This is a genomic window from Sorangium sp. So ce362 (assembly GCF_051519845.1).
Taxonomy (GTDB): Bacteria; Myxococcota_A; Polyangia; order Polyangiales; family Polyangiaceae; genus Sorangium.
This window is the reverse complement of record NZ_CP150332.1, coordinates 9780365-9806361: the sequence shown is the minus strand read 5'-3', so window position 1 is coordinate 9806361 and position 25997 is coordinate 9780365. Positions and strand designations below refer to the sequence as shown.

Genomic DNA, 25997 nt, shown 5'->3' with positions numbered 1-25997 from the left:
GCGCGCCCGTCGTCGCGCCGCGCCGTGGTCACGCGCCGAGCGCGGCCCGCGCCTCGGCGACGGACTGGCTGAGCAGGAGCTTCGCCTCCTCGTTGCTGCAGAAGGAGCGCGTGATCATGCGATCGACGTACAGCGCGCCGCGGAGGTGATCGACCTCGTGCTGGAGGATCCGGGCGGGCCAGCCGGTCGCCTCCCAGCGGATCTCCTCGCCGTCCGCGTCCACGCCGCTCACCTCGACCGACAGATCTCGCTCGACCAGCGCCATGTAGCCCGGGACGCTCAGGCAGCCCTCGAAGAACGTCGCCCGCCCCGGGTCCGCCGCGCCCTGGGGCGACGGCGCGAGGACCCTCAGCGTCGGGTTGACGATCGCCCTGAGCGGGAAGGGCACGCGGCCGCGCTCGGCGCGCTGCCCCGGCGTGAGGCGGGACATCAGCTCCTCGCTGTCCTCGAGCACGATCACCTGCTGGCTGACGCCGATCTGCGGCGCCGCGAGCCCCACGCCGGGCGCCTTGCGCATGACGGCCACCATCGTCGAGATGAGGTGCTTGAGCTGCTTCGTCCCGATCTCCTCGGGCGGCACGGGCGCGGCGGGCTTTCGCAGGACGGCTCGGCCTGCGAGGACGATCGGGGGGAGCTCCATGCTGCGGGGATGAATCGGCGCGCTCGCGGGCGCAAGCGCCGCCGGCGAAGGAGCGCGGCGCGCGTGGATGTCCTCGCGGCGAGGCGGGGGTGAGGGTAGAGGAGCGGCGCCGGCCCGCGCCCGGCCTCCGCCATGGCAGCGCCCCCTCCGCCTTCGCCGGCCCGCGCGGACGCCCCGCGCCGGCTGCTCCGCCTCATCGTCGCGCTCGTCCTCGCGGCGCTGACGCTCGCCGCTTTCGCCGCCGTGACGCTGCGGCTAGAGCTCGAGCCGAACGTCGCCTCGCTCCTGCCCGAGCGCGGGGACGCCGCGGCGCTGCGCCGGTACGTGCGCGGGTTCGGGGGCGGCGATCTCGGCGTCGTGATGGTCAAGGGGGACGACCCCGACGAGAACGCCGCCGTGGCCGCCGAGATCGCGCGGGCCCTCGCGGCGCGCCCGACCGTGCAGCGCGCCGCCGACCGGATCGACGTCTCGCGCGCGCTCGATCCGTGGCTCGCCTTCCGGCACGCGGACGCGCGCGTGCGGGAGCGGCTCGCCGTCGCGCTCTCGCCCGAGGGGATGCGGGAGCGCCTCGCCGAGACGCGCGCCATGCTGCTCGCGCCGGGCGGCGGCGCCGCGGCCGAGACGATCGCGGCCGACCCGCTGCGCCTCTCGCAGCTCGTCTTCGAGTCCGCGGACATCGGATCCGGGGTGCGCACGCAAGCCGACGGCGCGTTCGCCACGGACGACGGCAAGGTGCACCTCGTCCTGGTGCAGCCGGCCGGACAGGCGCTCCGCGGCGCCGACGCCCGGGCCTTCGTCGCCGACGCGAACGCCGTCCTCGACCCGATCCGCGCGGCGCACCCGGGGCTCACGCTCGGGCTCACCGGCGGGCACGCCATCGCCGCGGCCACCGAGGAGATGCTCACGCGCGATCTCGCCGTCTCGGGGTCGCTCTCGATGTTGCTCGCCTCCGCCGTCTTCGCGCTGCTCTTCCGCCGCATGCGCGCGCTCGCCGCGGTGATGCCGCCGCTCGTGCTCGGGACCGTCTGGACCGCGGGGCTCGCCACGGCGCTCCCGGGCGGGCTCAGCGCGATCGCGGTCGCCTTCATGTCGGTCGTCGTGGGCGTCGGCGTCGACACCGGCGTCCACGTCTACGCCGCGCTGCTCGAGGCGCGGCGCGAGGGGCTCGATCCGGAGGCGGCCGGGCGCGCCGCGAGGGCGCGGACCTTCCGCGCGGTGCTCGTCGCCGCCGTCACCGCGGCGGCCGCGTTCGGGGCCCTCGCCCTGTCGGACATCAACGCGCTCCGGCAGCTCGGCCTCCTGTGCGCCGCCGGCGAGGTGCTCACGGCGATCGCGATCGTGCTCGTGACGCCGACCGTCGGCGCCTGGCTCGAGCGGGGGCCCCCGCCGCCCGAGGCGCCGGCGCGCTGGCCCGACGGCCTCTACCGGCTCACGCGGACCCGGGGCCGCGCGCTCGCGCTCGCGGCGCTCGCGGCGCTCCCCATCGCGGCGGTCGCCCTCGGCGCCGCGCCGCCGCTCGCCGAGGCCATCGTCGCGATCCGGCCCGCCGAGCTCGAGCCGCTCAAGGTGCAGCAGGCGATCTTCGACGCGTTCGGCGGGCGGCGCGGGCAGTGGGTTGTGCTCCTCGCGGACGGCGAGCAGGAGCGCGCCCGCGCCCGGGCCGACCGGATCGCCGAGCGCCTCGCCTCGATGAAGGCCGACGTGGAGGCCGTCGACGCGCTCACCGCGCTCGCGCCCGCCGCCTCGACGCAGGCCGAGCGGTTCGCCGCGCGCGACGCGCTCGACCTGCCCGGAAGGGCCGACGAGCTCGAGCGGGCGCTCCGCGACACGGGCTTCGCGCCCGAGCGCTTCTCGGCCGTGCTGGCCGGGATGCGCGCGCCGCCGAGGCAAGAGGTGGCGCTCTCCGATCTCGAGCGCGGCCCCGCGTCCATCCTGCTCTCGCGCTACCTCGGGGCGGACGGGGGCGACGCGCTCGTCGCGCTCTACGTGCGGCCCCGCGAGGCCGGCTCGGTCGAGCGGATCGAGCGCGCGATCCGCGAGGAGGACCCGCAGGCCATGCTCACCGGCTACACCCGGCTCGAGGCGGCGCTCCGCGAGACGCTCGCGCACGACATGCCGCGCATCGCGATCGTCGCCGGGGCGCTCGTGCTGCTGGCGCTCGCGGCCTCCCTCCGCAGCGCGCGCGACATCGCGCTGGCCGCGCTCGTCGTCGCCTCCGAGATCTGCCTCGTCCTCCTCCTGATCCGGGTGCTCGGCATCCCCCTGCACGCGTACGACGCGCTCGTCATCCCGGTGCTGCTCGGGATCACCGTGGACGAGGGCATGTTCCTGCTCCACCGCGCCCGCGACCTCGAGGCGGCGGGCGGCGGCGACGCGGTGATCCGCGAGACGCTGCGCCAGGAGGGGCCGGCGATCGCCGCCACCGCGCTGACCACGGCCGCGGGCTTCTCCGCGCTCGCGTTCTGCCGCTTCGACGGCCTCCGCGACCTGGGCCGGGTCGGCGCGCTCGGCAGCGCGGTCGGCCTCGTCGTGGCGCTCATCGTGGTGCCGGCGGGTCTGCGGCTCTGGCCCCGACCCCACCGACGTGCATAACATCTCGGCGTTGTCGCCCCGGGGCCTCCTCCTCCTCGCTCTCCTCGCGCTCGCGCGTCCCGCCGCGGCGCAGCCGTCGCCTTCGCCCGCAGCGCCGGCGCCCGCGCCGAGCCCGCCGCGCTCGGCCGTCGCCCGCGCGGTGGACGCGCTCGCGCGCTCGCTCGACCCCGTGACCGGTCGCGTGCTCGTGGCCGCCGGGCCGCTGGTCTCCGACGCGCCGGCGCCGCGCGGCGCCCAGCTCGCGGCCACGCTCGCTGCCCACCTCGCCGGCAAGCTCGGCCCCGGCGCGCGGGCGCAGAAGGATCCGATCCCGCTGCCGCTCGCGCGCGAGGCCGCGCGCGACGACGCGGCGCTCGTCCACCTCGCCGTCGAGATCGCGGCGGGGCGGCTGCGCGTCACCGCCGACGTGTACCCGGTGCCGCGCACCGTCTGGGCGCGCATCCGCGATCCGGAGCCGGGCTCCGTCGCCCACGCCTACGCCGAGGCGCCCCTCGACGCCGAGGTCCGCAGCTTCCTCGCGCCGGTGCCGCTCGTCGCCGCGAGGGTCGACCGCGCGAAGAACTTCGAGGGCGACGTGGTCGCGCTCGCGTGCGGCGATCTCGACGCCGACGGCGCGCTCGAGATCCTCAGCGTGAGCCGGCGGCGCGTGACGACGCTCCGCCTCCGCGGCGGCCGGGTCGTGCCGCTCGCGTCGCGCTCGTGGCCGGACGTGATCGCGGTGCACCCGTCGCCGCTCCGCGAGCCGCTCGCGTTCGCCACGCTCGTCGAGCGCGAGCGGGACGGCGAGCGCCTGCCGCCTTTCGCCGACGTGGGGCTCACCGATCGCGCGCGCAGCGTCCGCTTCGACGGCAAGCTGAATGCGCTCGCCGAGCTCCCCGGGCTCGCGGTCCCGGACGCCGGCGGCTCGGCCTGCACGAAGACGTGGGGGTCGCTCCTCACCGGCCCGCTCGGGCCGTGCGCCCCGGCCGATCCGCCGCCGGCGACGTCGGCGCTCACCGGCCGGTACGACGCGCTCGCGTCGGCGCAGCTCCTGTCGGCGCGGGGCGAGCCGTTCACGGTCTGGGCGGCGCGCGAGCGCGGCGCGGTCGAGCTCCGGGACAGCGCGGGCCGCCGCAAGGTCGTGGGCAGCGCCGGGGCGCAGCTCGCGATCGGCGATCTCGATCAGGACGGCGAGCCCGAGCTGCTCGCCAGCCTCGACGTGCTGGATCCGCTCGAGGATGCCGTCGTGGTCTGGTCGTGGCGGCGCCGCGACGGCGGCCCTTCGCACACGGCGCCCCAGGAGCTCCTGCGCCTGCCGGCGCCGGCGGGGGTGCGCGCCCTCGCCGTCTGCCCGCCCGACGGGCCCGGGCGCGCCCCCTTCGCGGTCGCGACGGCCGACGAGATCTGGGTGGTGCGGTGAGCCGCTCGTTCCCGCGTCGCGCCTTCCTCGGCGGCGCGGGCGCGCTGCTCGGCGCGGCCGCCCTCCCGGAGCGCGCCCGCGCCATGGGGCGCACCCCGCTCGGCGGCCGCATCTCGATGCACCTCCCGTGGCCGACGGGCGCGCTCGACCCGCACGACCTGAGCGATCCAGCCGCTGCCCTGTTCGCGTCGGCGATCGCCGACAGCCTCTACGGGCTCGACGCGTCCGGCAACCCGTACCCGACGCTCTCGTCCGCGCTGCCGTCGCGCGAGGGGGACGCCGCGGTCGTGCGCCTGCGCGAGGGGCTGCGCACCGCGCGCCTGCTCAAGCTCGACGGCCGCGACATCGTGAGCTCGGTCGAGCGCGCCCGCGCCCGCGGCGCCGCCGCGGCGCTCGCCGAGGTCCCGAGGCCCGAGCGGCACCCGAAGGATCCGCTCGCCGCCGTGTTCCCGCGCGCGGATCCCGCCCGCGTCGCCCGCGCGCTCGCGTCGCCGATGGTGGCGCTGCTGCCGCGCAGCTTCGACCCCGCGGCGCCGGACGGCACCGGCGCCTTCCTGGCCGACCTCGGCCCGCAGCGCATCATGCTGACGCGCAACGACGTCGCCGCGCGCGGCGCTGCCTTCCTCGACGCGATCGAGGTGATCCGCTCCGAGGACCTGACGACCTCCCTGCGCGCGTTCGAGACCGAGCGCGACGACCTCGGCTGGCTCGGCGCCGGGCTGCACACGAACCGCCGCGGCGCTGTCCGCTTCGATCTCGGCGTCGCCGGGTGGATCGTGCTGACCACGGGCGCGGAGGCCGGCCCCTTCGGTCAGCCCGGCGTTGCGCAGCGGCTGGTCGACGCGCTGCCGCCCGAGCGCCTCGCGCACCTCGGTCTGGTCGGTCTCCCGAGGGCGCACGGCGATCCCGCGTGGGGCGGTCCTCCGGCGGAGCTGCTCGTGGATGACTCTGCAGCGCATCTCGTCGAGGTCGCCGAGGCCGTCGCGCCGATCCTCTCGCGGCCCGGGCACGAGGTCACGGCAGAGCCCGTCTCGCGCGCGGAGCTCGGGCGCCGCCGGGCCCGTGGCAAGGCGGCGCTCGCGATCGAGCTGGTGCGCCCGCTGGGCCCGGGGTCTCTCAACGCCCTGCTCGCGCTCGCGACCGCCGCCGACCGCGGCCGAGCCCTCGATCTCGCCCGTCATCCGCCGCGGCTCGCGCCCACCGCAGCGCCGCGCTCGCTCACCGCCACGCTCCGCCTCGGAGTGATCGCCGAGGTCCGGATCGCGGGCGGCGTGCTGCCGGACATCGCGCTCGCGCGGGCCGGAAGCGGCGAGGGCTGGGATCTTGGCGCCACGTTCCGTCGTTCTGCCAGGCGCTGACGCCCTCCGACGTGGAACCCGACGCCCGCCGACGGGGGGGCCGCCATTGCCCAGAGAGGTTTCCCGTGAAGTCTGTAAGTTGTGAATATTATTACGTTTTTGCTTCAGCCTTCCGCCTTCATGGTCAAATGACTGCACCACCCGCCGACCCCGCCGGCGCCCGCCGGGCAGCCGACGCGACCGCGCCGCCGCTGTTCGGGACGTCCGGGCGAGCGGCGCGCCGGCGCGCGCCGGTGCGCCGACGGGGAGGGGGGTGCTTCGAGCGCTTGCGCCGAGGGGACATTTGGTTACTATCGGCTGGTCACGAACGTCACTGGCACTCGACACGACGCTTCTCTTCTCGGGGATCGCGGATTGATCGCGGACTGGACGACGCAACGTGTGGCGCATCGGGGGCTCCTCCCCAGCGCCGCCCTCCCTCGATCCCCCACGGCTCCATCGGGGCGGCAGGGCATGTTCGGCACCGAAGCTGACGCATCTCGCAGAGCCGTGAAGTGAATCAGTGTCATGGGTACTCGCCTCTACGTTGGTAATCTCCCCTTCTCCGCCACCAAGGCCTCCGTGCAGGCTGCGTTCGCCCAGAGCGGCGAGGTGACGGATGTGCACATCGTGACCGACCGCGAGAGTGGGCAGTCGCGAGGTTTCGGGTTCGTCACGATGGGCACGCCTGAGCAGGCCCAGCAGGCGATCGAGCAGATGAATGGCGCCATGATGGACGGCCGTCCGCTTCGCGTGAACGAGGCGGAGGAGCGGGTCCAGCGCGGCGGTGGTGGCGGCGGCGGCGGTTACGGCGGCGGCGGCGGCGGCGGTTACGGCGGCGGCAGCGGCGGCGGTGGTCGCAGCGGCGGCGGCGGCGGTTACGGCGGCGGCGGCGGCGGCGGTGGTCGCGGCGGCGGCGGTGGTGGTCGCGGCGGCCGTGGCGGTCGCGGCGGCGGCGATCGGTACTGAGTCGAGCTAGGTCGACGTTCACGCGGCGGCGCTTCTCCCGGGAGGCGCCGCCGTTTTCGTTCGCGGGCGGGGGAGCTTGCTCCGCTGCCCTGCGAGCGTCAGAGACCGGCACGCTGAACGCCCTCACGCTCCGGGCGCGGCAGCTGATCGCCGATGCCACCGTCCTTACCTTTGTCGCTCAAGCCGTCACCGCGGGCGATCTCGCTTTACTACTTCGGCATCTTCGCCGTCCTCGGTGTGTACCTGCCGCTGTTCCCGAGCTGGCTGGAGGGGCGGGGGGTCCGGGGCCTCGCGATGGGGGCGATCGCGGCGACGCTCCCCGCGATGGGCCTCGTCGCGCCGCCGGTGTTCGGCTTCATCGCCGACTCGCTCGGCGTGCGGGTGTGGCTGATCCGTGCGGCCTGCGCCGGTGCTCTCGTCGCCTTCGCGCTGCTCGCGCTGTCGTCGGCGCTCGGCGTTTCACTTGGCTTCGGCGGGCTCTTCGTCGCGGCGCTCGCGTTCGCGTTCTTCCGAGCGCCGATGTTCACGATGGCCGACGTCGTCGCGATCGAGACGTCGCTGAGCTCCGGGATCGCCTACGGTCGGCTCAGGCTCTGGGGATCGATCAGCTTCGCGCTGATGGCGATCGTGAGCGGAGCCCTCGTCGATCCGGCGCGGCCGGCGGCGTTCCCCGTCACGATCGCCGCCGCGCTGCTGGCCGCGTTCGCCATCTCGTGGACCTTGCCAGCGCGCGCCGAGGGGCCCCTTCGGCGGCTCGGCCACCGAGCCGGCGCGGAAGGCGATGCGGGCGTGCCGCGTTCGCCGGCCGCCGGAGGCTCCGTGCGAGAGCGCGCCCGTGCTCTCCTCCAGAGCCGCGACTTCCGCCTGTTCCTCGCGGCGTCGTTCCTGGCCCAGAGCGCGAACTCTTCCTACGACCTCTGCTACACGCTGCACCTGCGCGACGTCGGCTTCCCCGAGTCGCTCGTGGGGGTCGCGTGGGCCGTCGGCGTCGCCGGCGAGATCGCGCTCATGGCGTTCTCCGGCCCGCTGCTCAAGCGCTTCGCGCCGCCCGCGGTGCTCGCCTTCGCCTTCGCGGGCGCCTCGCTCCGCTGGGCGCTGCTCTCGAACGTGCGCTGGTGGCCCGCGCTGCTCGCGATCCAGCCGCTCCATGCGGTCTCCTTCGCCATGATGTGGGTCGCCTCGCTCGCGTACACGCGGGATCGCGCCCCGCCGGAGATCCTCGCCACGGCGCAGGGGCTCTTCTCCGCAAGCGCCGGCGCCGGATCCGTCATCGGAATGCTCACATGGGGCGAACTCTACAAGCGCGGGGGCGGCACCCTCACGTTCGGCATCGCCTCGATCACGGCATTGGTGGCATTCGTCCTGGCTGTGACCTTCGCGCGATCGGCGCGGCGTTCATTGTCAGGGAGCTCAATTTTTTCTGTCAGCTCCCAGGGCCAGGAGTAACGTTACGTTTTCCGCAGCACGCGTAGGCGCGCGCGGGCACTACCTGAACGAGGCGAGCATGTGCGGGATCGTCGGATACGTTGGGTCAAAGAAGGCGGCGCCGATCATCGTCGAAGGGCTGCGCAAGCTGGAGTATCGGGGCTACGACTCGGCCGGCATTGCCATTCATGACGGCAAGGGCATCGAGATCGTCCGGACGCTCGGCAAGCTGGTCAAGCTCAGCGAGGCGCTCGAGAAGCGGACCCTCGACGGCACCACGGGCATCGGCCACACGCGGTGGGCGACGCACGGCCGCCCGAGCGAGGTGAACGCCCACCCGCACTCCGCGGGCCCGGTGGCCGTCGTTCACAACGGCATCATCGAGAACCACGTGGCCATCCGGCAGCAGCTGGAGAGCCAGGGGGTCAAGTTCCTCTCCGACACGGACACCGAGATCGTCGCTCACCTCGTCCACCGCGAGCTCCAGAAGGGCGCGAAGTCGCTCTTCGAGGCCGTGCGCGGGGCGCTCCGGCAGGTCCACGGCGCCTACGCGATCGCGGTCGTCTCGCGCGAGCAGCCCGACGTCATCGTCGCCGCCCGGTATGGCTCGCCGCTCGTCGTCGGCGTCGGCGAGAGCGAGATGCTGTGCGGCAGCGACATCCCCGCGCTGCTCGCGCACACCCGCGACATGATCTTCCTCGAGGACGGCGACATCGTCGAGCTGCGCGCGGACGGCGTCCGCATCGAGACCGTGGCCGGGAGCGACAAGGTCGAGCGGCGCGTGAAGCGCATCGACTGGAGCCCCGTCCAGGCGGAGCGCGGCGGCTACAAGCACTTCATGCTGAAGGAGATCCATGAGCAGCCGGACGTCGTCGAGGCGACGCTGCGCGGCAGGATCGATCTCGTCGCCGGCGACGTGCACGCGACCGAGATGGGCGTCACGCCCGAGTTCGCGAGGGAGCTGCGCCGGGTCTACATCGTCGCCTGCGGCACGAGCCACCACGCCGGCATCGCCGGCCGCTACTGGATCGAGCAGGTCGCCAGGGTCCCCACGGTGGTCGAGCTCGCGAGCGAGGTCCGCTACCGCGAGCCGATCTTCTTCCCCGACGATCTCGTGATCGCGATCAGCCAGTCGGGCGAGACCGCCGACACGATCGCGGCCCTCAAGGCGGCCAAGGCGCAGGGCGCCAAGGTGCTGGCGCTCTGCAACGTGCTCGACAGCGCGATCCCGCGCCTCTCCGACGGTGCGCTCTACACGCACGCGGGCCCCGAGATCGGCGTCGCCTCGACCAAGGCCTTCACCACGCAGCTCGCCGCGCTGCTCCTGCTCGCGGTCTACCTCGGTCGCCGCCGCGAGTCGCTCTCCGCGGAGCGCGGGCGCGAGATCCTCCAGGCCCTCTGGGAGATCCCGAGCCACATGCGCGAGGTGCTCGGCGACGCCGACTACGTGCACGCGATCGCGAAGCGCCTCGTCCACGCGAAGGACGTCCTCTTCCTCGGGCGCGGCCTCGGCTTCCCCATCGCGCTCGAGGGCGCGCTCAAGCTCAAGGAGATCTCGTACGCCCACGCGGAGGGCTACGCGGCCGGCGAGATGAAGCACGGGCCGATCGCGCTCATCGACGAGGCGCTCCCCGTCATCGTCGTCTGCCCGCGCGACGCGCACTACGACAAGACCTTCTCCAACCTGCAGGAGGTCCGGGCGCGCGAGGGGCAGGTCGTCGCCATCGCCACCAAGGGCGACGAGGCGATCCTCGAGATCGCGCAGCACCACGTCTGGATCCCCAAGGTGCCGGACGAGGTGGGGCCGCTCCTCACGGTGCTCCCGCTCCAGCTCATCGCCTATTACGTCGCCAACCTGAAGGGCAACGACGTCGACCAGCCGCGCAACCTCGCGAAGACGGTCACGGTCGAGTAGCGGCTCCCCCGCGGCGGGCTTGCTCCGGCGTCGCGGGCGGCCCTCCTGAGCGGCGCGGGCGCCCCGCGCCCCGCCTGCGCGCCGGTCCGGGGCCGCGGCTATGCTGCGCGCATGCGCATCCCCGGCAGAACGGAGCGGCGGGTCGTCGCGGCCATCCTCGTGACCGCGCTCATCCCGCTCGTCGCCAGCATCGTGATCGCCAGGACGGTGATCGCGCGGGTGTCGGCGACGGCGTTCCAGCCCGAGTTCGGCGTCCACCTGGACAGGGCGCTCGGCGTGTACGCCGAGCTGGCCGCCGCCATCAAGCAGGGCATGCGCTCCGAGGCCGAGGCGATCGCCGCGGCGGACCCGCTGCGCCGGAGCGCCTTCGCCGGAGACGCGGAGCTCCTCGCGGACGAGCTCGCGCGCATCGTCGCGGCCCACGCCACGCTGGTCTCCCTCCGCGTCGAGCGCTGCGGCGGCGAGCTCGTCAGCGCGCGGGAGCGCGGCCGACCGGTAGATCCGGCGCACGAGAAGACGCTCACGGTCCGGAAGGCGATCGAGCGCGCTTCCGGCCGCCCCGGCGTGCCCGCCGAGCCCGCGCCCGAGGACGGCGAGTGCGACGGCGACGCGACGACGCTCGTCGCGACGTTCGCCGCGCCGAGCGCCCGCTTCGACGAGCTCGAGTCGGCGCAGGCGTTCGCGCAGGCGTACCACGCCCTCGAGCGCGAGCACCGGAAGGAGTACCTCGACGAGAGCTACGGCGATGCCTTCGCCGCGCTCCTCGGCGCGACGATCGTCCTCGCCGTCCTCGCCGGCGTGCTCGTGGCGCGCCCCGTGGCCGACCGCATCGCGCGGCTCGCCGCGGCGACCCGGCCCGTCGCCGAGGGCGATCTCTCGGTGCGCGTGGCGCTCCAGGGCAACGACGAGGTCGCCGACCTCGGCCGCGCCTTCGACCGCATGCTCGAGGAGCTCGAGGGCAGCCGCGCGAGGATCGAGTTCCTCAAGCGCATGGGCGAGTGGCAGAAGATGGCGCGGCACCTCGCGCACGAGATCAAGAACCCGCTGACGCCCATCCAGCTCGCCGTCGAGGAGTGTCACCGCCGCTATGCGGGCAGCGACCCGGCCTACCAGCGCCTGCTCCAGACCACGCTCGAGGTCGTCGAGGAGGAGGTCGGCACGCTGCGCCGGCTCGTCGGCGAGTTCTCCAATTTCGCGCGGCTCCCGCAGGCCGAGCTCGAGCCGTCGGATCTCGCGGAGTTCCTGCGGGAGCAAGGTGAGCGCTTCGCGGCGGTCGAGGAGGCGGGGCGTGAGCACGCCTCGGACGAGGCGCTGCTCGGGCGCGTCGATCTCGAGTTTGACGTGCCGGACGCCCCGATGCCGGCCGCGCTCGATCGGGAGATGCTCCGGCGCGCCCTCGGCAACATCGTGCGCAACGCGGCGCAGGCGCTGCGCGACGCGCAGCGTGCGGCGCCGCGCGGAGGCGCTGCAGAGCGCGCCCTGTGGGGCAGGGTCCGTGTCTCGGCGCGGGGCGAGGGGCAGAGCCACATGATCGCGATCGACGACGACGGCCCGGGCATCGATCCCGCCGTGCGCGACTCGGTCTTCGATCCCTACGTCACGACGCGGTACGACGGCACCGGGCTCGGCCTGAGCATCGTGAAGAAGATCGTCGTCGACCACGGCGGCACCATCGACGTGCTCGACTCCCCGTTCGGGGGCGCGCGCTTCGTCATCCGGCTCCCGCGCGCAGGCACACCCGCGGCGCGCGCCGCGCAGAGGGCCGAGGGCGAGGGCGGACCGCGCTCGACCTCACGCGCGGCGGGCGAACCCGGGAGCCCGCCGGCGCTCGGGCGCGACGTCTTCTCCGAGGGCGATCGCGAGGTGGCCGCAGGGAGCGCCGGCCCGGCGCGACCCGCCGCTGGCGATGGCGGCGGCGCCTAGCGGGGCGGGGGGTCGAGCGCCCTCCACGAGAGCCATCTGCGCGATGTTGATCATCACGGAGGAGGCGCCGAGCTACGCGCGCCCAGGAGCTCGGGCCGGGCTGCCGGCGGGAGGCCCCGGCAGCGAAAGCGCGCCTCCGGACCGGCCGGTTGTCAGGAGATACTTGACCAGCCGGCCCCACTTTGCCATGTTCGCCCGCGGAGAGGTGACCGAGAGGCCGAAGGTGCCTGATTCGAAATCAGGTGTACCCGCAAGGGTACCGCGGGTTCGAATCCCGCTCTCTCCGCTACGCTTGGCTGCTTGCCACCCGTTGAACCAGGTGGGCTCTGACCGCCCGCTCACGCGCGGGTGGCGCCGGTCCGGCAGAGGCGGGGCGCGTCGAGGAAGTATCGGGAGAGGTGACCGAGTGGTCGAAGGTGCACGACTGGAAATCGTGTGTACGGCAACGTACCGCGGGTTCGAATCCCGCCCTCTCCGCCGAGCTGAACAGTCTGTCGACTCCTGATGGTGAGCTCCTCCGAAACGAGCCCGCAGGAAATCCTCGAAAGCGCGAGCCGGCGCGAGCGTTCGTGCGACCAGAACGTCGCCAGAACGTCGGATCGACGCGCTTGATCGACCCCCGCCAGACGATGACGATGACGACGAGGGCCCCACGATAGGACCCGAGACGCTTGACAGGCGGAGGGCCGCCTTGTAGAAGTTGCGCCCGTTTTTGGCAGGCGCCCTTCCGGAGTTTTTCGCCCAATGAATCCTCAGCCCAAGTCCTTTTCCGCCAAGCCTGCGGAGGCCCGCAACGAGCGTACGTGGTGGGTGATCGACGCGGAAGGCAAGCCCCTCGGCCGCCTTGCTAGCCGCATCGCCACGGTGCTTCGCGGCAAGAACAAGCCGACGTTCACCCCGCACGTCGACACCGGCGACTTCGTGATCGTCGTGAACGCCAAGAAGGTCCTTCTGACGGGTCGCAAGCTCCAGCAGAAGAACTACGTTCGGCACAGCGGCGCGCCTGGCGGGTTCCGCTCCGAGGCGTACGGTCATCTGCTCGAGCGCAAGCCGGAGCTCCCCATCCAGAAGGCCGTGAAGGGCATGCTCCCGAAGAACGTGCTCGGACGTGAGCTCATCACCAAGCTCAAGGTCTACGCCGGTCCCGATCACCCCCACGCGGCGCAGAAGCCGCAGCCCCTTAGCTACAGCTGAGCAAAGCCATGACGGAAACGAGAACGTACGCCACTGGGAAGCGTAAGACCGCGGTCGCGCGCGTCTTCCTCTCGCCGGGCACCGGCACCATCAAGGTCAACAAGAGGCCCGCCGACGAGTACTTCGTCCGCGAGACCTCGCGGATGGTGATGCGGCAGTCGCTGGAACTGCTGGAGGTGCTCGAGCAGTTCGACGTGAACGCGACCGTCGTCGGCGGCGGCCACAGCGCCCAGGCCGAGGCGATGCGGCACGGCATCGCGCGCGCCCTCTGCGAGCTCGATCCGGAGCGCAGGCCGTCGCTCAAGCGCGCGGGCTTCCTCACGCGCGACGCGCGCAAGAAGGAGCGCAAGAAGTACGGCCAGCCCGGCGCCCGAAAGCGCTTCCAGTACTCGAAGCGGTAGCAGGCCCAGGTCGCCGCTCCTCAGGGCGGACGCCATGGCAAACACATCGAGGACGCGAGGGCTCATCCCTCGGCGTCCTCGATGTTTTTGTCTGTCGGCCACCCGAGGACGTCGAGGACGCGAGGGCTCGTCCCGGCATCCTCGTACTTCTGTTCTCTCCGAGCGGACCTCTCGGCCCGCCCGGTGTCACATCGTCTCCGGCGGGTTCTTGAGATCGGGGCCTTGGATGAGCTCGCCCTCGTCGTCGCCGGCGCCTTCGGGCGGCTTCGCTTCCGGCTCGGTCGGCCCGCTCGGCCCGACCTCGGGCGCCGCGGAGGCCGTGGCCTCGCCGCCGGCGGCCGCGGGCGGCGGAGGGCTCGGCTCCGCGGCCTCCGGCTTCACCGGCTCGGGCGGCGGCTCGGGCAGCGGGATGGCGTCGAGCCGCTTGTCGAGGGCCTCCTTCGCCGCGGCGAACGCCGCGCGATCGACGCCGGGCATCACGCGCTCGCCGTCGAGCTGGAGCGTCTCGGCGTCGAAGTACTTGCCGTCCTTCTTCGCGCTGAAGTGAAGGTGCGGGCCCGTCGAGCGGCCCGTCGAGCCCACGTACCCGACGAGCTGGTGGGTGCCCACCTTCGTGCCGACCTTGATGCCGGGGGCATACCTCGACAGGTGGGCGTAACCGGTGCTGATGCCGTTCGGATGCAGGACGGTGACGAGGTTGCCGCTCGGTCCCGCGGGGCCGACCCACTCGACGACGCCGCGGTACGCCGAGTACACCGGCGTTCCCGTCGGCGCGCCGAAGTCCGTCCCGTTGTGGGGCATGGGCCTATGCAGCACCGGGTGCATCCGCTTCGGGTTGAACTTCGACGTCACGGGCGCGCCCGGGACCGGCGCGCGCCAGCCGCCCGCGTACGGCTGCCGGCCGCGCTCATCGAAGTAGCCGCGGGCTTCCTGCCCCTTGAAATCGTAGATGCGCAGCGGCTTCTCGGCGGGGTCCGCTGGCCGGTACTCGAGCGCAATCATCTTCTTGTACCGGGAGAACATCCCGAGCGCCGTCTCTTCCATGGCGATCAGCCGGACGGTGCTCCCTTCCTCGAAGCCCTCCGTCGACATGCGCCCGCTCAGCGCGTCGTCGATCTCGTCGAGCACGCCCGGCTCCAGGCCGCCCGCCTGGTACGCGCTCGTGAGATCCTTCCCCACGTAGAAGGCGGCGATGACCTCCTCCTCGGCGATCTTCATGTCGAGCGTGGCGCCCGAGAGCAGCCCGGCCGCGCCCTCTCTCGCCTGATAGATCTCGCTCGCCGAGACCTCGTACTCGAAGGCGCGGACGCGGCGCGTGGAGCGGTCCATCGCGGCCGTGAACCGGTCCTTGCGGCCGCATTTGTCGAACTTCCGCAGCCCCTCGAAGGCCTTCATGATCCGGTAGATCTGCGCCTTCGGCACGCCCTTCTCGCCGAGGGCCGTGATGAACGACCGGCGATCCATCACGTCGCTCGCCAGGATCACGGACGGATCCTTCGCGAGCTCGGAGATCCGCCACGGGCCAGGCAGCGGGGTGCGCTTCTTGGCCTTCACCTCGGGTGCGGCGGAGCGCCTGGCGGCCTCTTCCGTACCTGCGGCCGAGCCCGCCGGGCTCCCTGCGACCAGCGCGCGCTCGTCGCGCACCGGGACGCTCTGGATCAACAGCGCGATGAGCGAGGTGAGCGTCGCGAGGCCGAAGATGCCGCCGAAGACCGCGGTCATGCGCGGCGAGAGGTGTGGCCCCGGGGGCGGCCGGCTGAGGCCGGCGGGCAGGCGTGGGCCGTCGGCCATGCCGGGTCCCGCATAGGGGCCACCGTCCACGAGCGACGGCCGCGAGGGATGCTGTCGCGGATCGCTGCCGCGCGACCATTGCGCCGCGCCGCGCCCGCGAGAAGAAGGAGGAGGAAGCTGCCCCCACGTCGGCGCCGCGCGCGCGCGCAGATCGCCGCCGCGCGACCAGGGCGCGGCCGGAGCGCTCTCGCCCCGGCGATGGCTCGACAGCGGCGCGGCCAGCGGAGGCGTCGCAGGCCTGCTGGATGCGTCCAGCGCGTCGTCCGTCACGTCCTCGGCCGCGCTGCCGCGCTCGAGGTCCGCGCGCGGCGCGCCCAGCGGGGCGGCGGCGCCGGGCTCTGCGCGCGGCGCGTCCAGCGGGGCGGCGGCGCCGGGCCCCTCCGTGCTGCCGGCGGCTCCGTTCCGCTCCTCGGAGCGGTCCGCGGCGTCCGGCGCTCCGGAGGCCTCCAGCGGGTTCTGGGGTACTGCACTCGGCACGCCGACGTCCGTACCAAGGCATCGACGGGGTTGCAACCGCGCGACCACCCGGATAGCGCAAGGGTTGCGCGGAAGACCCGACCGCACCGTACGCCGGTCGCGTAAGCTGGCGGGCCTCATGGACGACCGGCTGAAGCAGCTTCTGGTTCTCGGCAGGGAGCACTACGAGCGGCGCGAGTACGATCTCGCCGAGCACGCCCTGAGGCAGATCCTCGAGAAGACCGACCGCTTCGCGGACGTCTTCAACATGCTCGGCGTCATCCTCCACGAGCGCGGGGATTTCCTCGCTGCCGAGGCCCACTTCGAGCGCGCGGTGCAGCTGAACGAGCACTACACCGAGGCGCTGCTGAACCTCGCTGTCACGTACAACGACCTCGGCAAATACGAAGCGGCGCGACAGGTCTACTCCCGTATCCGGCGCGGCGAGGGGGACGGCGGCGTCCTCGACCCGTTCGCGCGCGGCAAGATCGCCAACATGCACGCCGATCTCGCGCAGGCCTACGCCGACGCGGGCTGCGCGCAGGAAGCGATCGCCGAGCTGAAGCGGGCCGTGGCCCTGTGCCCGACGTTCGTCGATCTCCAGCTGCGCCTCGGGACGATGTACCGCGACGCCGGCGATCTGCCGCTCGCCCGCGAGCACTACGCCGCGGCGCGCGACGCGAACCCGAAGTACGCGCCTGCGCGCGTGCTGCTCGGGGTCGCGCTGCACTCCCTCGGCGCGTCCGAGCACGCGATCGCCGAGTGGCGCGAGGCGCTCGCGATCGAGCCCGACAACAAGACGGCGAGGATGTACCTTCGCATGGTGGAGGCGCAGCGGAGCGGGCGCACCGGCGACGCTGTGTCGCGCGACTCATCGCGGACCACCACGAGGGGCGGCTCCTGGGATGCGCTCGACGAGGCGACCCCCACGGAGGTGAGCGACCTCCTGTCCACGATGACGGCCGATGCAGCGGAGGAGACGGATCACCCTGCACCGGAAGGCAAACCCTGAGCGTTGGCGAAATACTCTCTGCTCCGCGAGGAGGCGCGCCGCGCGTGGCGTGAGCTCCGTGGCAGCGAGCTGTCAGCCGGCCGGACGGCCGTGGCGGTGGCGATCGGCCTGTTCATCGGATCGCAGCCGATCTTCGGCTGCCACACGCCGCTCGTCCTCCTCCTCTGCCTGTGGTTCCGTCTGGACGCAGCGATTGCCTGGGTCGCTGCGAACATCTCCAACCCCTTGTTCGCGCCAGCGCTGCTCACGGCCGAGGTCCAGGTCGGGGCGTACCTCCGCACCGGTCGCTGGCTGCGCTTTCATGAGAAGATGAGCTGGGCGCAAGCACTGTCCGAGTTCCCCGAGCACATGTTCCTCGGCGCCCCCGTGGTCGGGCTCGCGCTCGCCGCGCTCGGCGGCGGCCTGGTCTTCGCGCTCGTCGCGCTGAAGCGGCGCCGCGCGCCCTCGCTGCAGCGCGGCGGGATGGAGCCGTATCGGCTCCCCGACGACGCGCCGCCGTGGGTTCACGCGGTCGAGCGCGTCGCCGCGCGGTACAGCCCGCCGGAGGGCGCCACGCCGGCGCAGCGCACCCGGTTTCACTATGTCCGCTTCAAGCTGCTCGGCGATCCTGTCGCGCGGCTGATTGCCGACATCGCCGGCGACCGCCCGGTCGCGCTGGGAGAGGTCCTCGATATCGGGACCGGGGCTGGCCAGCTGCCGATTCTCCTGCTCGAGCTGGGCAGGGCCGCGCGCGCGCGTGGGTTCGACTGGGACCGAGCCAAGATAGAGGACGCCCGCCGCGCGGCCGGCGGGAACCCGGGCGCGCCTCTGCCGCGATCGTCCGAGCTGCCCGGCTCGTCCGGCGAGCAGCGCTCTCTCCACGCCGCCCCCCCGCTGGCCGCTGAGTTCTGGTGTGCGGACGCGCGCGAGGCCGAGCTGGGAGACGCAGACACCGTGCTGCTCATCGACCTGCTCCACTACTTCCGCGTCGAGGAGCAGGACGCGATCCTGAGACGGGCGGCGGCCGCAGTTCGCCCGGGAGGGCGCCTGCTCGTCCGCGAGGCGGACACGGAGCGCGGCCTGAGGAGCTCGATCACGCTCCTCGAGGAGCGCATCTTCACTGCGCTTCGGTTCAACCGCGGCGAGCGTGTGCGCTTCCGCCCTGCCCGGGAGATCGTGGCGCTCCTCGAGCAGCTCGGCTTCTCGTGCGAGACGAGGCCCGCCTGGGGGAAAACGCCGTTCTCGAATGTCCTCATCGTCGGGACCCGGGCCGAGCGCTGAGCTCAAGTCGCGCTTCGCGCCGAGATCTCTTCATGCACCTCCGGCGCGGCGCCCTCGGCGGTGTCACCGGAACGCCCGATCCAGCGTGCAGGCTCGGCCAGGTGGATTGCCTGTCGATCGAGCACCACCGAGGGTGAGACGAGCACCGCCGATGATCAGACGAGCACGCGGATGGTCAGAACCTGTCCAGCGCGGTGGCGGTTTGCTTTCTCCGGTTCTCTCCGCTCATGAGCCGACGTATCCGCGGAACGACTCCCCGGTGGCACAGACCATGCTTGATCCGAGGGGGCCTGGCTGTACCCCCCGGCTGTCCGCGTTCCTTCGTGATCAACAGAGGTCGAGTGCACCCAAGGGTCCCTCCTTGCCGGACGCTGGGCTCGCCCACGTTGCAAGTTCGCAATATCCGCCTGGGGCATCCTGCTCAGATGTCTGTGAAAGTGCGTTGGACGCCAGCCCGTTTCGGGACGCGGTGTTGCCTCGAGCGCGCAACCGTCGGCCTGCGACGGGACACCCGGAGGAGGCAGAGCGGGCCAGGCGCTCACAGCGGCGGCGCTCGCGCGCTGCGCCGATCGTGCTCTGCCAGCTTGGCAATCCTGACCACCCCACCGCGCCTGGCGGCTAGATGTGGTGGTCCATCGATGTCACCCCACGACATGTTGGGGGCTTCGCGGTGACGTGACGTGATGCTGCCCGCCTTCCCGTGCCCACGACAGGAGCACGGGCATGGCGGCTCGGCGGCAACCCGGCGTCCTGGGCGCCGGAGCGAGCCTGGGCGCACAGCGGCTGTCGGGCGCAGCCCCCCGCGTCGTGTCGCCGGGCGGATCCGTTCAGCAGCGGTCGGGCGGGATCTGACAGCCCGCGCGCGCGGATTTCTCCACCGCGCGTGCGGGATTCTCCACGGTGTTACGCGGAGAGACCATTGCTGGGGGAGCTTTTCTGAGGAAGTTCCAGAGGCGTGTACGGCTGCGGAGCTTGCTCCGCCCCGATGTACGGCGTCTCCGTGGCTGCCTGGACAGCTCCTGGCTTGCCACGATTTCCCCTGCTGGGCCTGGGGGAAGGCTGGACGTCGACCTCGGTTGGCTTGGCCGGACCCGCCCGGAGCGCGTTGCGGCCAGCTTTAGCGGGAAAAGTACTTCGTCGCCCGCTTCTCGCCTTTCGACGTGATCTTCTTCTCGACGAGCAGCTTCCGAATCGGAAGGGTCAGCTCCTTCGTGGTGGTGCCCAGATCCTTCGCGATCTGCTCCACGCCCTGGCCGCTGTTGGCCCGGATGTGCTCCAGGACCTTCTGCGTCATGGCGGCGAGCTCTTCCTTCGAGCGCTTCTCGCCCTTCTTGCGGGTGGGCTTCGCGGCGCGAGCGGGGCGCCCCGCCGCCTTCTTGACCTCCGCAGGCGCCGGAGGAGCGGCCTTGGCCCGACCTGCTTTGCGCGGCGCGGCGGCGGCAGCGGCCGGCTGGCCCTCCCCCCGCAAGGCGTCGGCGACAGCCTCGAGAGCCGCTTTGCGGACAAGTCCGCTCAGCTGAGAGACGAATGCATCAACGTGGCTTTTGATCTCGGTTTCGACGTTGCTCATTGGATCTCGCGTCCCATGAATAGCTAGAGTTGTCAACTGCTGAACAGCACCGTGCTTGAAAATAATTCGAGAGGTGTCCCCTCAACGTGCGTCGGGAACCCACGCTCGCGAGCTCCCCGTCCGGTCATGGGGTGCTGGGACGACCGGTCGAGCCGGACTCCAGCCACCACGTCTCCCTGGTGGCTTCGCTCCGCGAAGCCAAGCCTGGTGGCTTCGCGGGAGCGGGGCGAAGCCCGGTGGCACCGCTCCGCGAAGCCAGGCTCTGCCCAAACCCAGGAGGGGTGCGATGGACAGCGCCGTGCTCCTCTCTGCGCCGCGCAGCGGCCTCTCTTGCTGCCGCGCGCCGCGCCCCGCGGGCAGCCCCCGAGCCGCGTGGAGCCAGCGACATTCCCACGAAGATTGGCTTTCCTGTGCTCCGGACACAAGCGACCCACCGCGCAGCAGGCGAAGCGGGCGCCTGACCGAGGGAGCGCGGAGGAGCCTGACCCCCCGGGTGAGCCGCCCTCGATGAGGCAACGTGTCATGGACGAGGCCGCCGTTCCAGCCCACCCCTGTGCGCTGGACCGGAGGTCTTTCATTTCTGCATTCCGCTCGGCCCCGGCGGCGTGTCTGTATGCCCGAGCTCTCGTCTCCGGGCCGAGCTGCTCTCCGGGATCGACCGCAACGTGTCGGCCACCGATCCGCCCTCCGGGGCTGTCGACGTCATGAGGGCTACCCCACCCACCTGCCAGGACATCCCCCTGGCCGATCGACGCGACGGCCCGAGGCGTATGCGCCCACCCATGTTGCTGGCCGAAGGCCACCTCGCCTTGGGTCTGGCTGCGTCTTTTTGCGGCTGTGCTGGAGCTGCCCAGCCTCCGGTCGTGTCTCCCAAATCGCTCGCCGCGCCCGCGCCCCGGTCGCCGCCCCGGCAAGCCGGAAGTCTGCCCGCGGGAGGTCACGAGGCCGCCGCTCCTGCTCAGCCGCTCATCCTGATTCAGGCGGTGACACTCGTGCTGGGCACCAGGGTGACGCTCGCCCGCGGCTCGCCCCCCCGAGCCGAGGCAGAGCGCGGCACCGCCGCCGCCGGGGGCGACATCGATCCCCCGAGCGGGGCGGCGGTGATGGACGCTGGTGGACAGTTCGTCACTCCTCGGCTGTTCGATGCACTCCCACCTCGGGGGCCACCCGACACCAGGCGCAGCGGCGCACCTGGACGGCAGCGGACGGGAACCAGAGGTGGGGCCGGTGGCGTCGCAGGCTCAGTCCGCCGATGCCTTCTGGCCACAGGACCCGGGAATCGAACGGGCAGTCGCTGGTGGTGTTACGACCATACAAGTCCTTTCGGGTTCAGGCAACCTGATTAGATGGTGCGCGGTAACGATGGAGCTCCGGCCGGGCATCGGCCCCTCCCAGATGCTCCCCAGATGGTCCCCAGACGCGCGTCACCGTGGCGCCCGGCGGGCTGAAAGTGGCTTGCGGGGAGAACCCGAAGCGCAGCTACGGCGAGGACAAGCGGGCACCGTGGGCCGGCCTGGGCAACCTCACTCTCCAGCGGGCGGCCTTTCTCAAGGCCAAAAAGCTCCAGACGGACTGGGCGCGATGGCGCGAGGAGGAGTCGCGCCGGATTGCGACCGAGGCGAAGACGCCGTCGCCCGCGAGGGCACGAAGCACGAACGCGCGACACCGCAGACCTCCTCCTGCGAAGATCTTGCCGCTCGGTCCACTGGCCGATCGACGGCGTGTCTCGCGTCGAGCCGGGCGCGGTGAGGCATCACCGCTGTCGTCTCCGCCGCCCGTCCTACGGCGGTGGCGAGACAACCGAGGGCCGCGCCACCGTGATCAGGAAGGCGTCGACGCCGGCGCGCGCGGGCAGCGCACCACGCCGCCGGGCGCCGCGAGCGTGCCCCAGACGAAGCGGCGCATTCGCTGCGCCGAGCCTCTCGCCGCGCTCACGCGAGTCGAGCGCGACGAGCTCGGCGGCGTGACTGTCGCGCAGGCCACCGCGCATCCACCGCTCGCGCCGTTCGCCGTTCGAGCGGCCGGCGTGAGATCTCGACCGGGGCGTTCCGTCTCTTCCGCCGCGGCGAGCGGTGCCGCGCTGCATGACGGCGTTTCCGAGATGTAAAGGAGAACCGGCGCGGACCGCGACGCCCCCCTGTGACGGAAGGGCCGTGATCGGAGCGCTTGCTGCCGGCGCGCGCGACTTCTAGATCGTTCCGGCCGTGGTCAACCCGAGCGCCAAGCAGGATCCCGAAGCCCTCCTCGCAGCCAAGCTCGCCTCGCTCCCGACGAAGCCTGGCTGCTATCTGTTCATCGACAAGACGGGCGCCGTCGTCTACGTCGGCAAGGCGAAGAGCCTGCGCTCGCGCGTCCGCAGCTACTTTCAGGAGAGCGGGAGCGACGCCCGGTACTTCATCCCGATACTCCGGAAGATCGTGGCCGATCTGGAGACGGTGGTGACCGCCACCGAGAAGGAGGCGGCCGTACTGGAGAACGAGCTCGTCAAGCAGCACAAGCCGCGGTTCAACGTCAAGCTGCGTGACGACAAGGACTTCCTCTGCCTCAAGCTCGACACGCAGAAGGAGTGGCCGATGCTCGAGACGGTCCGCCGTCCCGCCCCGGACAAGGCCCGCTATTTCGGCCCGTACCACTCGGCGACGAGCGCGCGGCGGACGCTCCACCTGGTCAACAAGCACTTCCAGCTCCGCACCTGCTCCGATGCCGAGATGGCGTCGCGCCGGCGCCCCTGCCTGCAGTACCAGATCAAGCGTTGCCTCGCGCCGTGCGTGATGGATGTGGACCGGGAGCTCTATACGGAGATGGTCCGCTCGGTCGCGCTCTTCCTCGAGGGGCGCCATGACGAGCTCACGGGCGAGCTCACCGCGCGAATGCGGGACGCGTCGCGGGAGCTCGAGTTCGAGCGCGCCGCCATCTACCGCGATCAGCTCCGGGCGGTCGAGACGGTGCGGGAAGCGCAGCGCGTCGTCTACGTGAAGGACGTCGATCAAGACGTGGTGGGCCTCTACCGCGAGGGGACGCTCGTGGAGGTCGAAGTGATCATGGTGCGCCAGGGGCGCGTGACAGACACGCTGTCCTTCTCGCTCCGCAACATGGAGCTGCCGGACGACGAGGTGCTCGGCGGCTTCCTGAACGAGTACTATGGCGTCGCGTCCACCATGATCCCCGATGAGGTCCTCGTGCCCGTGTTGCCCGACGGCGCGGAGGGCGTCGCGGAGTGGCTCGGCGATCGGCGCGGCCGCAAGGTGACGCTCTTCGTGCCTCAGCGCGGGCCCCGCGCCGATCTGCTCAAGATGGCGAGCGAGAACGCAGCTCACGCGTTCCGCGAGAAGCAGAGGAGCTCCGACGATCTCGAGGCCCGGCTCGAGGAGCTCAGGGAGCGCCTCCGCCTCCCGACGCTCCCGCGTCGCATCGAGTGCTGCGACATCTCGCATCTCGGCGGCGGCGACACCGTGGGATCGATCGTGGCGCTCCTCGACGGTCAGCCCGACAAGAAGCGCTACCGCACCTTCAACGTGAAGAGCGTGGCCGACGGCGACGACTACGCCGCGATGTACGAGGTGCTCGCGCGACGCTTCCGCCGCGGCAAGGCCGCTCGGCCGGCGAGCCCGCCGGCCCTCGCAGACGCCGTGGCCGGAGACTCCGATGTCGCCGCGCCCGGCGCCTCCGAGGCGGCCGCGAGCGACGTGATCGACGGCGACGTGACGGAGGACGTGACCGAGAACGATGCGCCCGAGGGCGATGTGACCGAGAACGAACGGCCCGAGGGCGATGAGACCGACGGCGACGCGGCCGAAGAGACGAGCGGCCCGGTGAGCGCGGGCGACGCTCCGCCGGAGACGGAATCTGCGCAGGTGTTCGCGGAGCGGCAGACGGCCGGCCCGGGCAGCGAGGCGCCGAAGAGCGCGCAGTCCGGCGGAGCCGAGTGGGACTTGCCGGACCTGCTCGTCGTCGACGGCGGGCGCGGCCAGCTCCAGGTCGCGCTGTCGGCGGCGCGCGATCTCGGCCTGCACGACCTACCGATCGTCGGTCTCGCGAAGGAGCGCGAGACGCAGGCCGGCGAGAAGCTCGTCGACCGCGTCTACCTGCCTGGCCAGAAGAACGGTATCCCGCTCCGCTCCACGAGCTCGGCCCTCTTCTTCCTGGCGCGGGCGCGCGACGAGGCGCACCGCTTCGCCAACCACGCACGCAAGCGGCTCGGCAAAGCGCGGCGCCTCCGCTCCGAGATCGAGGACATCCCAGGGCTCGGCAGCCCGGTGAGGACGGCGCTCCTCCGGGAGCTCGGTTCCCTGGAGGGCGTGCGCCGCGCGACCGACGCTCAGATCCTGGCGGTCACCGGCGTCACAAAGCGCCACCTGTCCGCGCTGCGCAAGGTCATCCCGTCTCCCGAGGCCCCGCCGCCCGCCGCGCCGGCGCCGGTCGAGGACGGCGGCGATCCCGACAAGGATCCGGCGCTCACCCGGTGAGCGCAGGCGGGCCCGCTCTGCGATGCACCGTGTAAAGATCACGCTGCGACCGAACAGCGTTCCGGGTTGAGCGCCAAGGCGTTCTCTGCGACGATCCGAGCAACGGGCGCCCGGCTTCGCTCCGGGCGCACGCTGTCGATCCTCGAGCAAGAACACCACCTGGCACACCGAGCGCTTCTCGCGGACCCGACCTCATGGAGGCCGCGCTCGGGGGCTCCATTCCCGGCGGGGACTGCCTCGTTCCGGGGTTACGCGGCACGTGAGCACCATGGGAGAAGTACGCGCTGGCCACACGCTCGGTCGGTATGAGCTCCTCGTTCCTATTGCGCTCGGGGGCATGGCCTCGGTGTGGGCCGCTCGGACGAGCGGTCAGCTCCCGAGGATCGTCGCCGTCAAGCTGCTGCGCGCCGAGCTGAGCGACGACCCCGACTTCGAGGCGATGTTCCTGGACGAGGCCACGCTGGTCTCGCAGATCCACCACCCGAACGTCGCAGAGACCATCGATGTGGGCGAGGAGGACGGCGTCCTCTATCAGGTGATGGAGCTCATCGACGGCGAGCCGCTCAACCTGGTTCTCCGCGAGAGCAAGGCGCGCGGCGGCGTCCCGCTCCCCGTCGCGCTCCGCATCGTGGGCGAGGCGGCCCTCGGCCTGCACGCGGCGCACGAGCTGCGCGGCCGCGACGGCAAGCTCGTCGGCCTCGTTCACCGCGACGTTTCGCCGCAAAACGTCCTGGTCGGCTACGACGGGTCGGTGAAGATCCTCGACTTCGGCGTCGCCAAGGCCGCCTCGAACCTGCAGCGAACCAAGGTCGGCCAGGTGAAGGGCAAGTACGCGTACATGTCGCCGGAGCAGGCGGGCAGCGAGCCCATCGATCGGCGCACCGACGTCTTCACGCTCGGGATCGTCTTCTATCAGCTCGTGACGGGCAAGCACCCCTTCCTCGCCGAGAACGAGCCTGCGACGGTGCGCCGCATCTGCGACAAGACCGCCGCCGAGCCGCCGCGCACCCTCGTCCCTTCGCTCCCGGAGGACGTCGGGCGCATCGTCATGAAGGCGCTCGCGAAGCCGAGGGACGAGCGCTTCGCCACGATGGCCGAGCTGCGCCGCGCCATCGAGCAGGTGTCGCTCGCGATGCCCCTCGCCACGTCGGACGAGCTCGCCGCGCTGATGCAGCAGCGGCTCGGCCCGCGCGGCGAGCGCCGGCGCGCCGCGATCCAGGAGGCCATGCAGATCGCACGCGAGCGCCCGATCGGGCTCGACGAGCCGCCCCCGCAGCCGAGCTCGCCAGAGGCCGTCGACCCTCCCGGGCGCGCGATCGTGGAGCGCGGCGCGAGCGGGCCACCGAGCTCTCCGCCGCCCGACGGGCGCGCTCGGCGCTGGCTCGTGCCCGTGGCCTCCGTCGCCCTCGCGGTCCTCGTGGCGCTCGCGGGCGCGTACCTCCTGCGGTCGTCGCCCGGCCCCCGCGCGTCGCACGGGCGGGGCGGTCTGATCGTGCCTAGCGCGGGCTCCATCGAGGCGCCGGTCCTCAGGGCCGCCCGCGCCGCGTCGAAGGCGCTGCGCGGGCGCGCCCCCGGGGAGCGCGCTGCCCCGTAGCGGCCCGCCGGCGGCGGCGTTTCCTTGACGGGTCGGGGATGGCTTTCCAAGAT

The 25997-nt window shown here is 72.5% G+C and carries 18 protein-coding genes and 2 tRNA genes; 16 read left to right on the top strand and 4 right to left on the bottom strand.

Translation table 11 applies throughout. The features are described from left to right. Positions 1-28 precede the first annotated feature (28 nt). A complete protein-coding gene (locus WMF17_RS37770) occupies positions 29-640 on the bottom strand; it encodes a peptide deformylase (RefSeq protein ID WP_437645838.1) in 612 nt (203 codons plus the stop codon). Between the two features lie 132 nt (positions 641-772). Between WMF17_RS37770 and WMF17_RS37765 the strand changes: the two genes are divergently transcribed. The 11 genes from WMF17_RS37765 (at position 773) to rpsI (ending at position 13795) form a co-directional block, all read left to right on the top strand. After that, positions 773-3232, top strand: a complete 2460-nt coding sequence (locus tag WMF17_RS37765; protein WP_437598225.1) for an MMPL family transporter — start codon at positions 773-775, stop codon at positions 3230-3232. Then, positions 3225-4631 (top strand): hypothetical protein, encoded by a 1407-nt coding sequence (locus WMF17_RS37760; protein WP_437645836.1) that lies wholly within the window; start codon positions 3225-3227, stop codon positions 4629-4631. Before WMF17_RS37765 ends, WMF17_RS37760 begins: the two co-directional genes overlap by 8 nt. Beyond that, entirely contained in the window at positions 4628-5989 is a 1362-nt protein-coding gene (locus WMF17_RS37755; RefSeq protein WP_437598222.1) for a hypothetical protein, read from the top strand. Before WMF17_RS37760 ends, WMF17_RS37755 begins: the two co-directional genes overlap by 4 nt. Before the next feature lie 507 nt (positions 5990-6496). Then, complete coding sequence (locus tag WMF17_RS37750) at positions 6497-6937, top strand: RNA recognition motif domain-containing protein (RefSeq protein WP_437598221.1); 441 nt, start codon at positions 6497-6499, stop codon at positions 6935-6937. 171 nt (positions 6938-7108) lie between these two features. Further along, entirely contained in the window at positions 7109-8383 is a 1275-nt protein-coding gene (locus WMF17_RS37745) for an MFS transporter (RefSeq protein ID WP_437645834.1), read from the top strand. A gap of 58 nt (positions 8384-8441) precedes the next feature. Continuing rightward, entirely contained in the window at positions 8442-10277 is a 1836-nt protein-coding gene (gene glmS / locus WMF17_RS37740; protein ID WP_437598219.1) for a glutamine--fructose-6-phosphate transaminase (isomerizing), read from the top strand. A 111-nt stretch (positions 10278-10388) separates the two neighbouring features. Beyond that, positions 10389-12200 carry an ATP-binding protein gene (locus WMF17_RS37735; RefSeq protein ID WP_437645832.1) on the top strand — a complete coding sequence of 604 codons (1812 nt, stop codon included), beginning with the start codon at positions 10389-10391 and terminating at the stop codon, positions 12198-12200. Positions 12201-12399: 199 nt separating this feature from the next. Beyond that, positions 12400-12486: transfer RNA gene (locus WMF17_RS37730), tRNA-Ser, on the top strand. A 106-nt stretch (positions 12487-12592) separates the two neighbouring features. After that, positions 12593-12677, top strand: a tRNA-Ser gene (locus WMF17_RS37725). A gap of 267 nt (positions 12678-12944) precedes the next feature. Further along, positions 12945-13394, top strand: coding sequence for a 50S ribosomal protein L13 (rplM, locus tag WMF17_RS37720; RefSeq protein WP_437481539.1), 450 nt, complete (start codon positions 12945-12947; stop codon positions 13392-13394). Positions 13395-13402: 8 nt separating this feature from the next. Then, positions 13403-13795: a 30S ribosomal protein S9 gene (rpsI, locus tag WMF17_RS37715; protein WP_437598217.1), complete on the top strand. Its 393-nt coding sequence runs from the start codon at positions 13403-13405 to the stop codon at positions 13793-13795. Between the two features lie 186 nt (positions 13796-13981). On the opposite strand, the gene WMF17_RS37710 is transcribed toward rpsI, so the two are convergent. Next, positions 13982-16063, bottom strand: a complete 2082-nt coding sequence (locus WMF17_RS37710; protein WP_437645830.1) for a peptidoglycan DD-metalloendopeptidase family protein — start codon at positions 16061-16063, stop codon at positions 13982-13984. Positions 16064-16181: 118 nt separating this feature from the next. Between WMF17_RS37710 and WMF17_RS37705 the strand changes: the two genes are divergently transcribed. Together WMF17_RS37705 and WMF17_RS37700 are read left to right on the top strand one after the other, a co-directional pair. Continuing rightward, the gene (locus WMF17_RS37705; RefSeq protein WP_437598215.1) at positions 16182-17054 is read left to right on the top strand and encodes a tetratricopeptide repeat protein; all 873 of its coding nucleotides are present in this window, start codon (positions 16182-16184) and stop codon (positions 17052-17054) included. A gap of 3 nt (positions 17055-17057) precedes the next feature. Next, entirely contained in the window at positions 17058-18314 is a 1257-nt protein-coding gene (locus WMF17_RS37700) for a DUF2062 domain-containing protein (protein ID WP_437645828.1), read from the top strand. A gap of 2 nt (positions 18315-18316) precedes the next feature. On the opposite strand, the gene WMF17_RS37695 is transcribed toward WMF17_RS37700, so the two are convergent. Continuing rightward, positions 18317-18442, bottom strand: coding sequence for a hypothetical protein (locus tag WMF17_RS37695; protein WP_437645826.1), 126 nt, complete (start codon positions 18440-18442; stop codon positions 18317-18319). A 989-nt stretch (positions 18443-19431) separates the two neighbouring features. Beyond that, on the bottom strand, positions 19432-19884 hold the full coding sequence (locus WMF17_RS37690) for a DNA-binding protein (RefSeq protein WP_437575826.1): 453 nt from the start codon (positions 19882-19884) through the stop codon (positions 19432-19434). A gap of 1429 nt (positions 19885-21313) precedes the next feature. On the opposite strand from WMF17_RS37690, the gene WMF17_RS37685 reads away from it, so the two are divergent. From WMF17_RS37685 to WMF17_RS37675, 3 genes are all read left to right on the top strand, one after another. Next, positions 21314-21991 carry a hypothetical protein gene (locus tag WMF17_RS37685; protein WP_437645825.1) on the top strand — a complete coding sequence of 226 codons (678 nt, stop codon included), beginning with the start codon at positions 21314-21316 and terminating at the stop codon, positions 21989-21991. Between the two features lie 97 nt (positions 21992-22088). Next, positions 22089-24350 carry an excinuclease ABC subunit UvrC gene (uvrC, locus tag WMF17_RS37680; RefSeq protein ID WP_437598212.1) on the top strand — a complete coding sequence of 754 codons (2262 nt, stop codon included), beginning with the start codon at positions 22089-22091 and terminating at the stop codon, positions 24348-24350. A 268-nt stretch (positions 24351-24618) separates the two neighbouring features. Continuing rightward, a complete protein-coding gene (locus WMF17_RS37675) occupies positions 24619-25944 on the top strand; it encodes a serine/threonine-protein kinase (RefSeq protein WP_437645823.1) in 1326 nt (441 codons plus the stop codon). Positions 25945-25997 lie beyond the last annotated feature (53 nt).

Excerpts from the sequence above, each read along its gene's own strand:
- WMF17_RS37705 (WP_437598215.1), top strand. The coding sequence starts at position 16,182 with ATGGACGACCGGCTGAAGCAGCTTCTGGTTCTCGGCAGGGAGCACTAC.
- glmS (WP_437598219.1), top strand. The coding sequence starts at position 8,442 with ATGTGCGGGATCGTCGGATACGTTGGGTCAAAGAAGGCGGCGCCGATC.
- WMF17_RS37735 (WP_437645832.1), top strand. The coding sequence starts at position 10,389 with ATGCGCATCCCCGGCAGAACGGAGCGGCGGGTCGTCGCGGCCATCCTC.
- WMF17_RS37765 (WP_437598225.1), top strand. The coding sequence starts at position 773 with ATGGCAGCGCCCCCTCCGCCTTCGCCGGCCCGCGCGGACGCCCCGCGC.
- WMF17_RS37675 (WP_437645823.1), top strand. The coding sequence starts at position 24,619 with ATGGGAGAAGTACGCGCTGGCCACACGCTCGGTCGGTATGAGCTCCTC.
- WMF17_RS37690 (WP_437575826.1), bottom strand. The coding sequence starts at position 19,884 with ATGAGCAACGTCGAAACCGAGATCAAAAGCCACGTTGATGCATTCGTC.
- rpsI (WP_437598217.1), top strand. The coding sequence starts at position 13,403 with ATGACGGAAACGAGAACGTACGCCACTGGGAAGCGTAAGACCGCGGTC.
- rplM (WP_437481539.1), top strand. The coding sequence starts at position 12,945 with ATGAATCCTCAGCCCAAGTCCTTTTCCGCCAAGCCTGCGGAGGCCCGC.
- WMF17_RS37750 (WP_437598221.1), top strand. The coding sequence starts at position 6,497 with ATGGGTACTCGCCTCTACGTTGGTAATCTCCCCTTCTCCGCCACCAAG.
- WMF17_RS37770 (WP_437645838.1), bottom strand. The coding sequence starts at position 640 with ATGGAGCTCCCCCCGATCGTCCTCGCAGGCCGAGCCGTCCTGCGAAAG.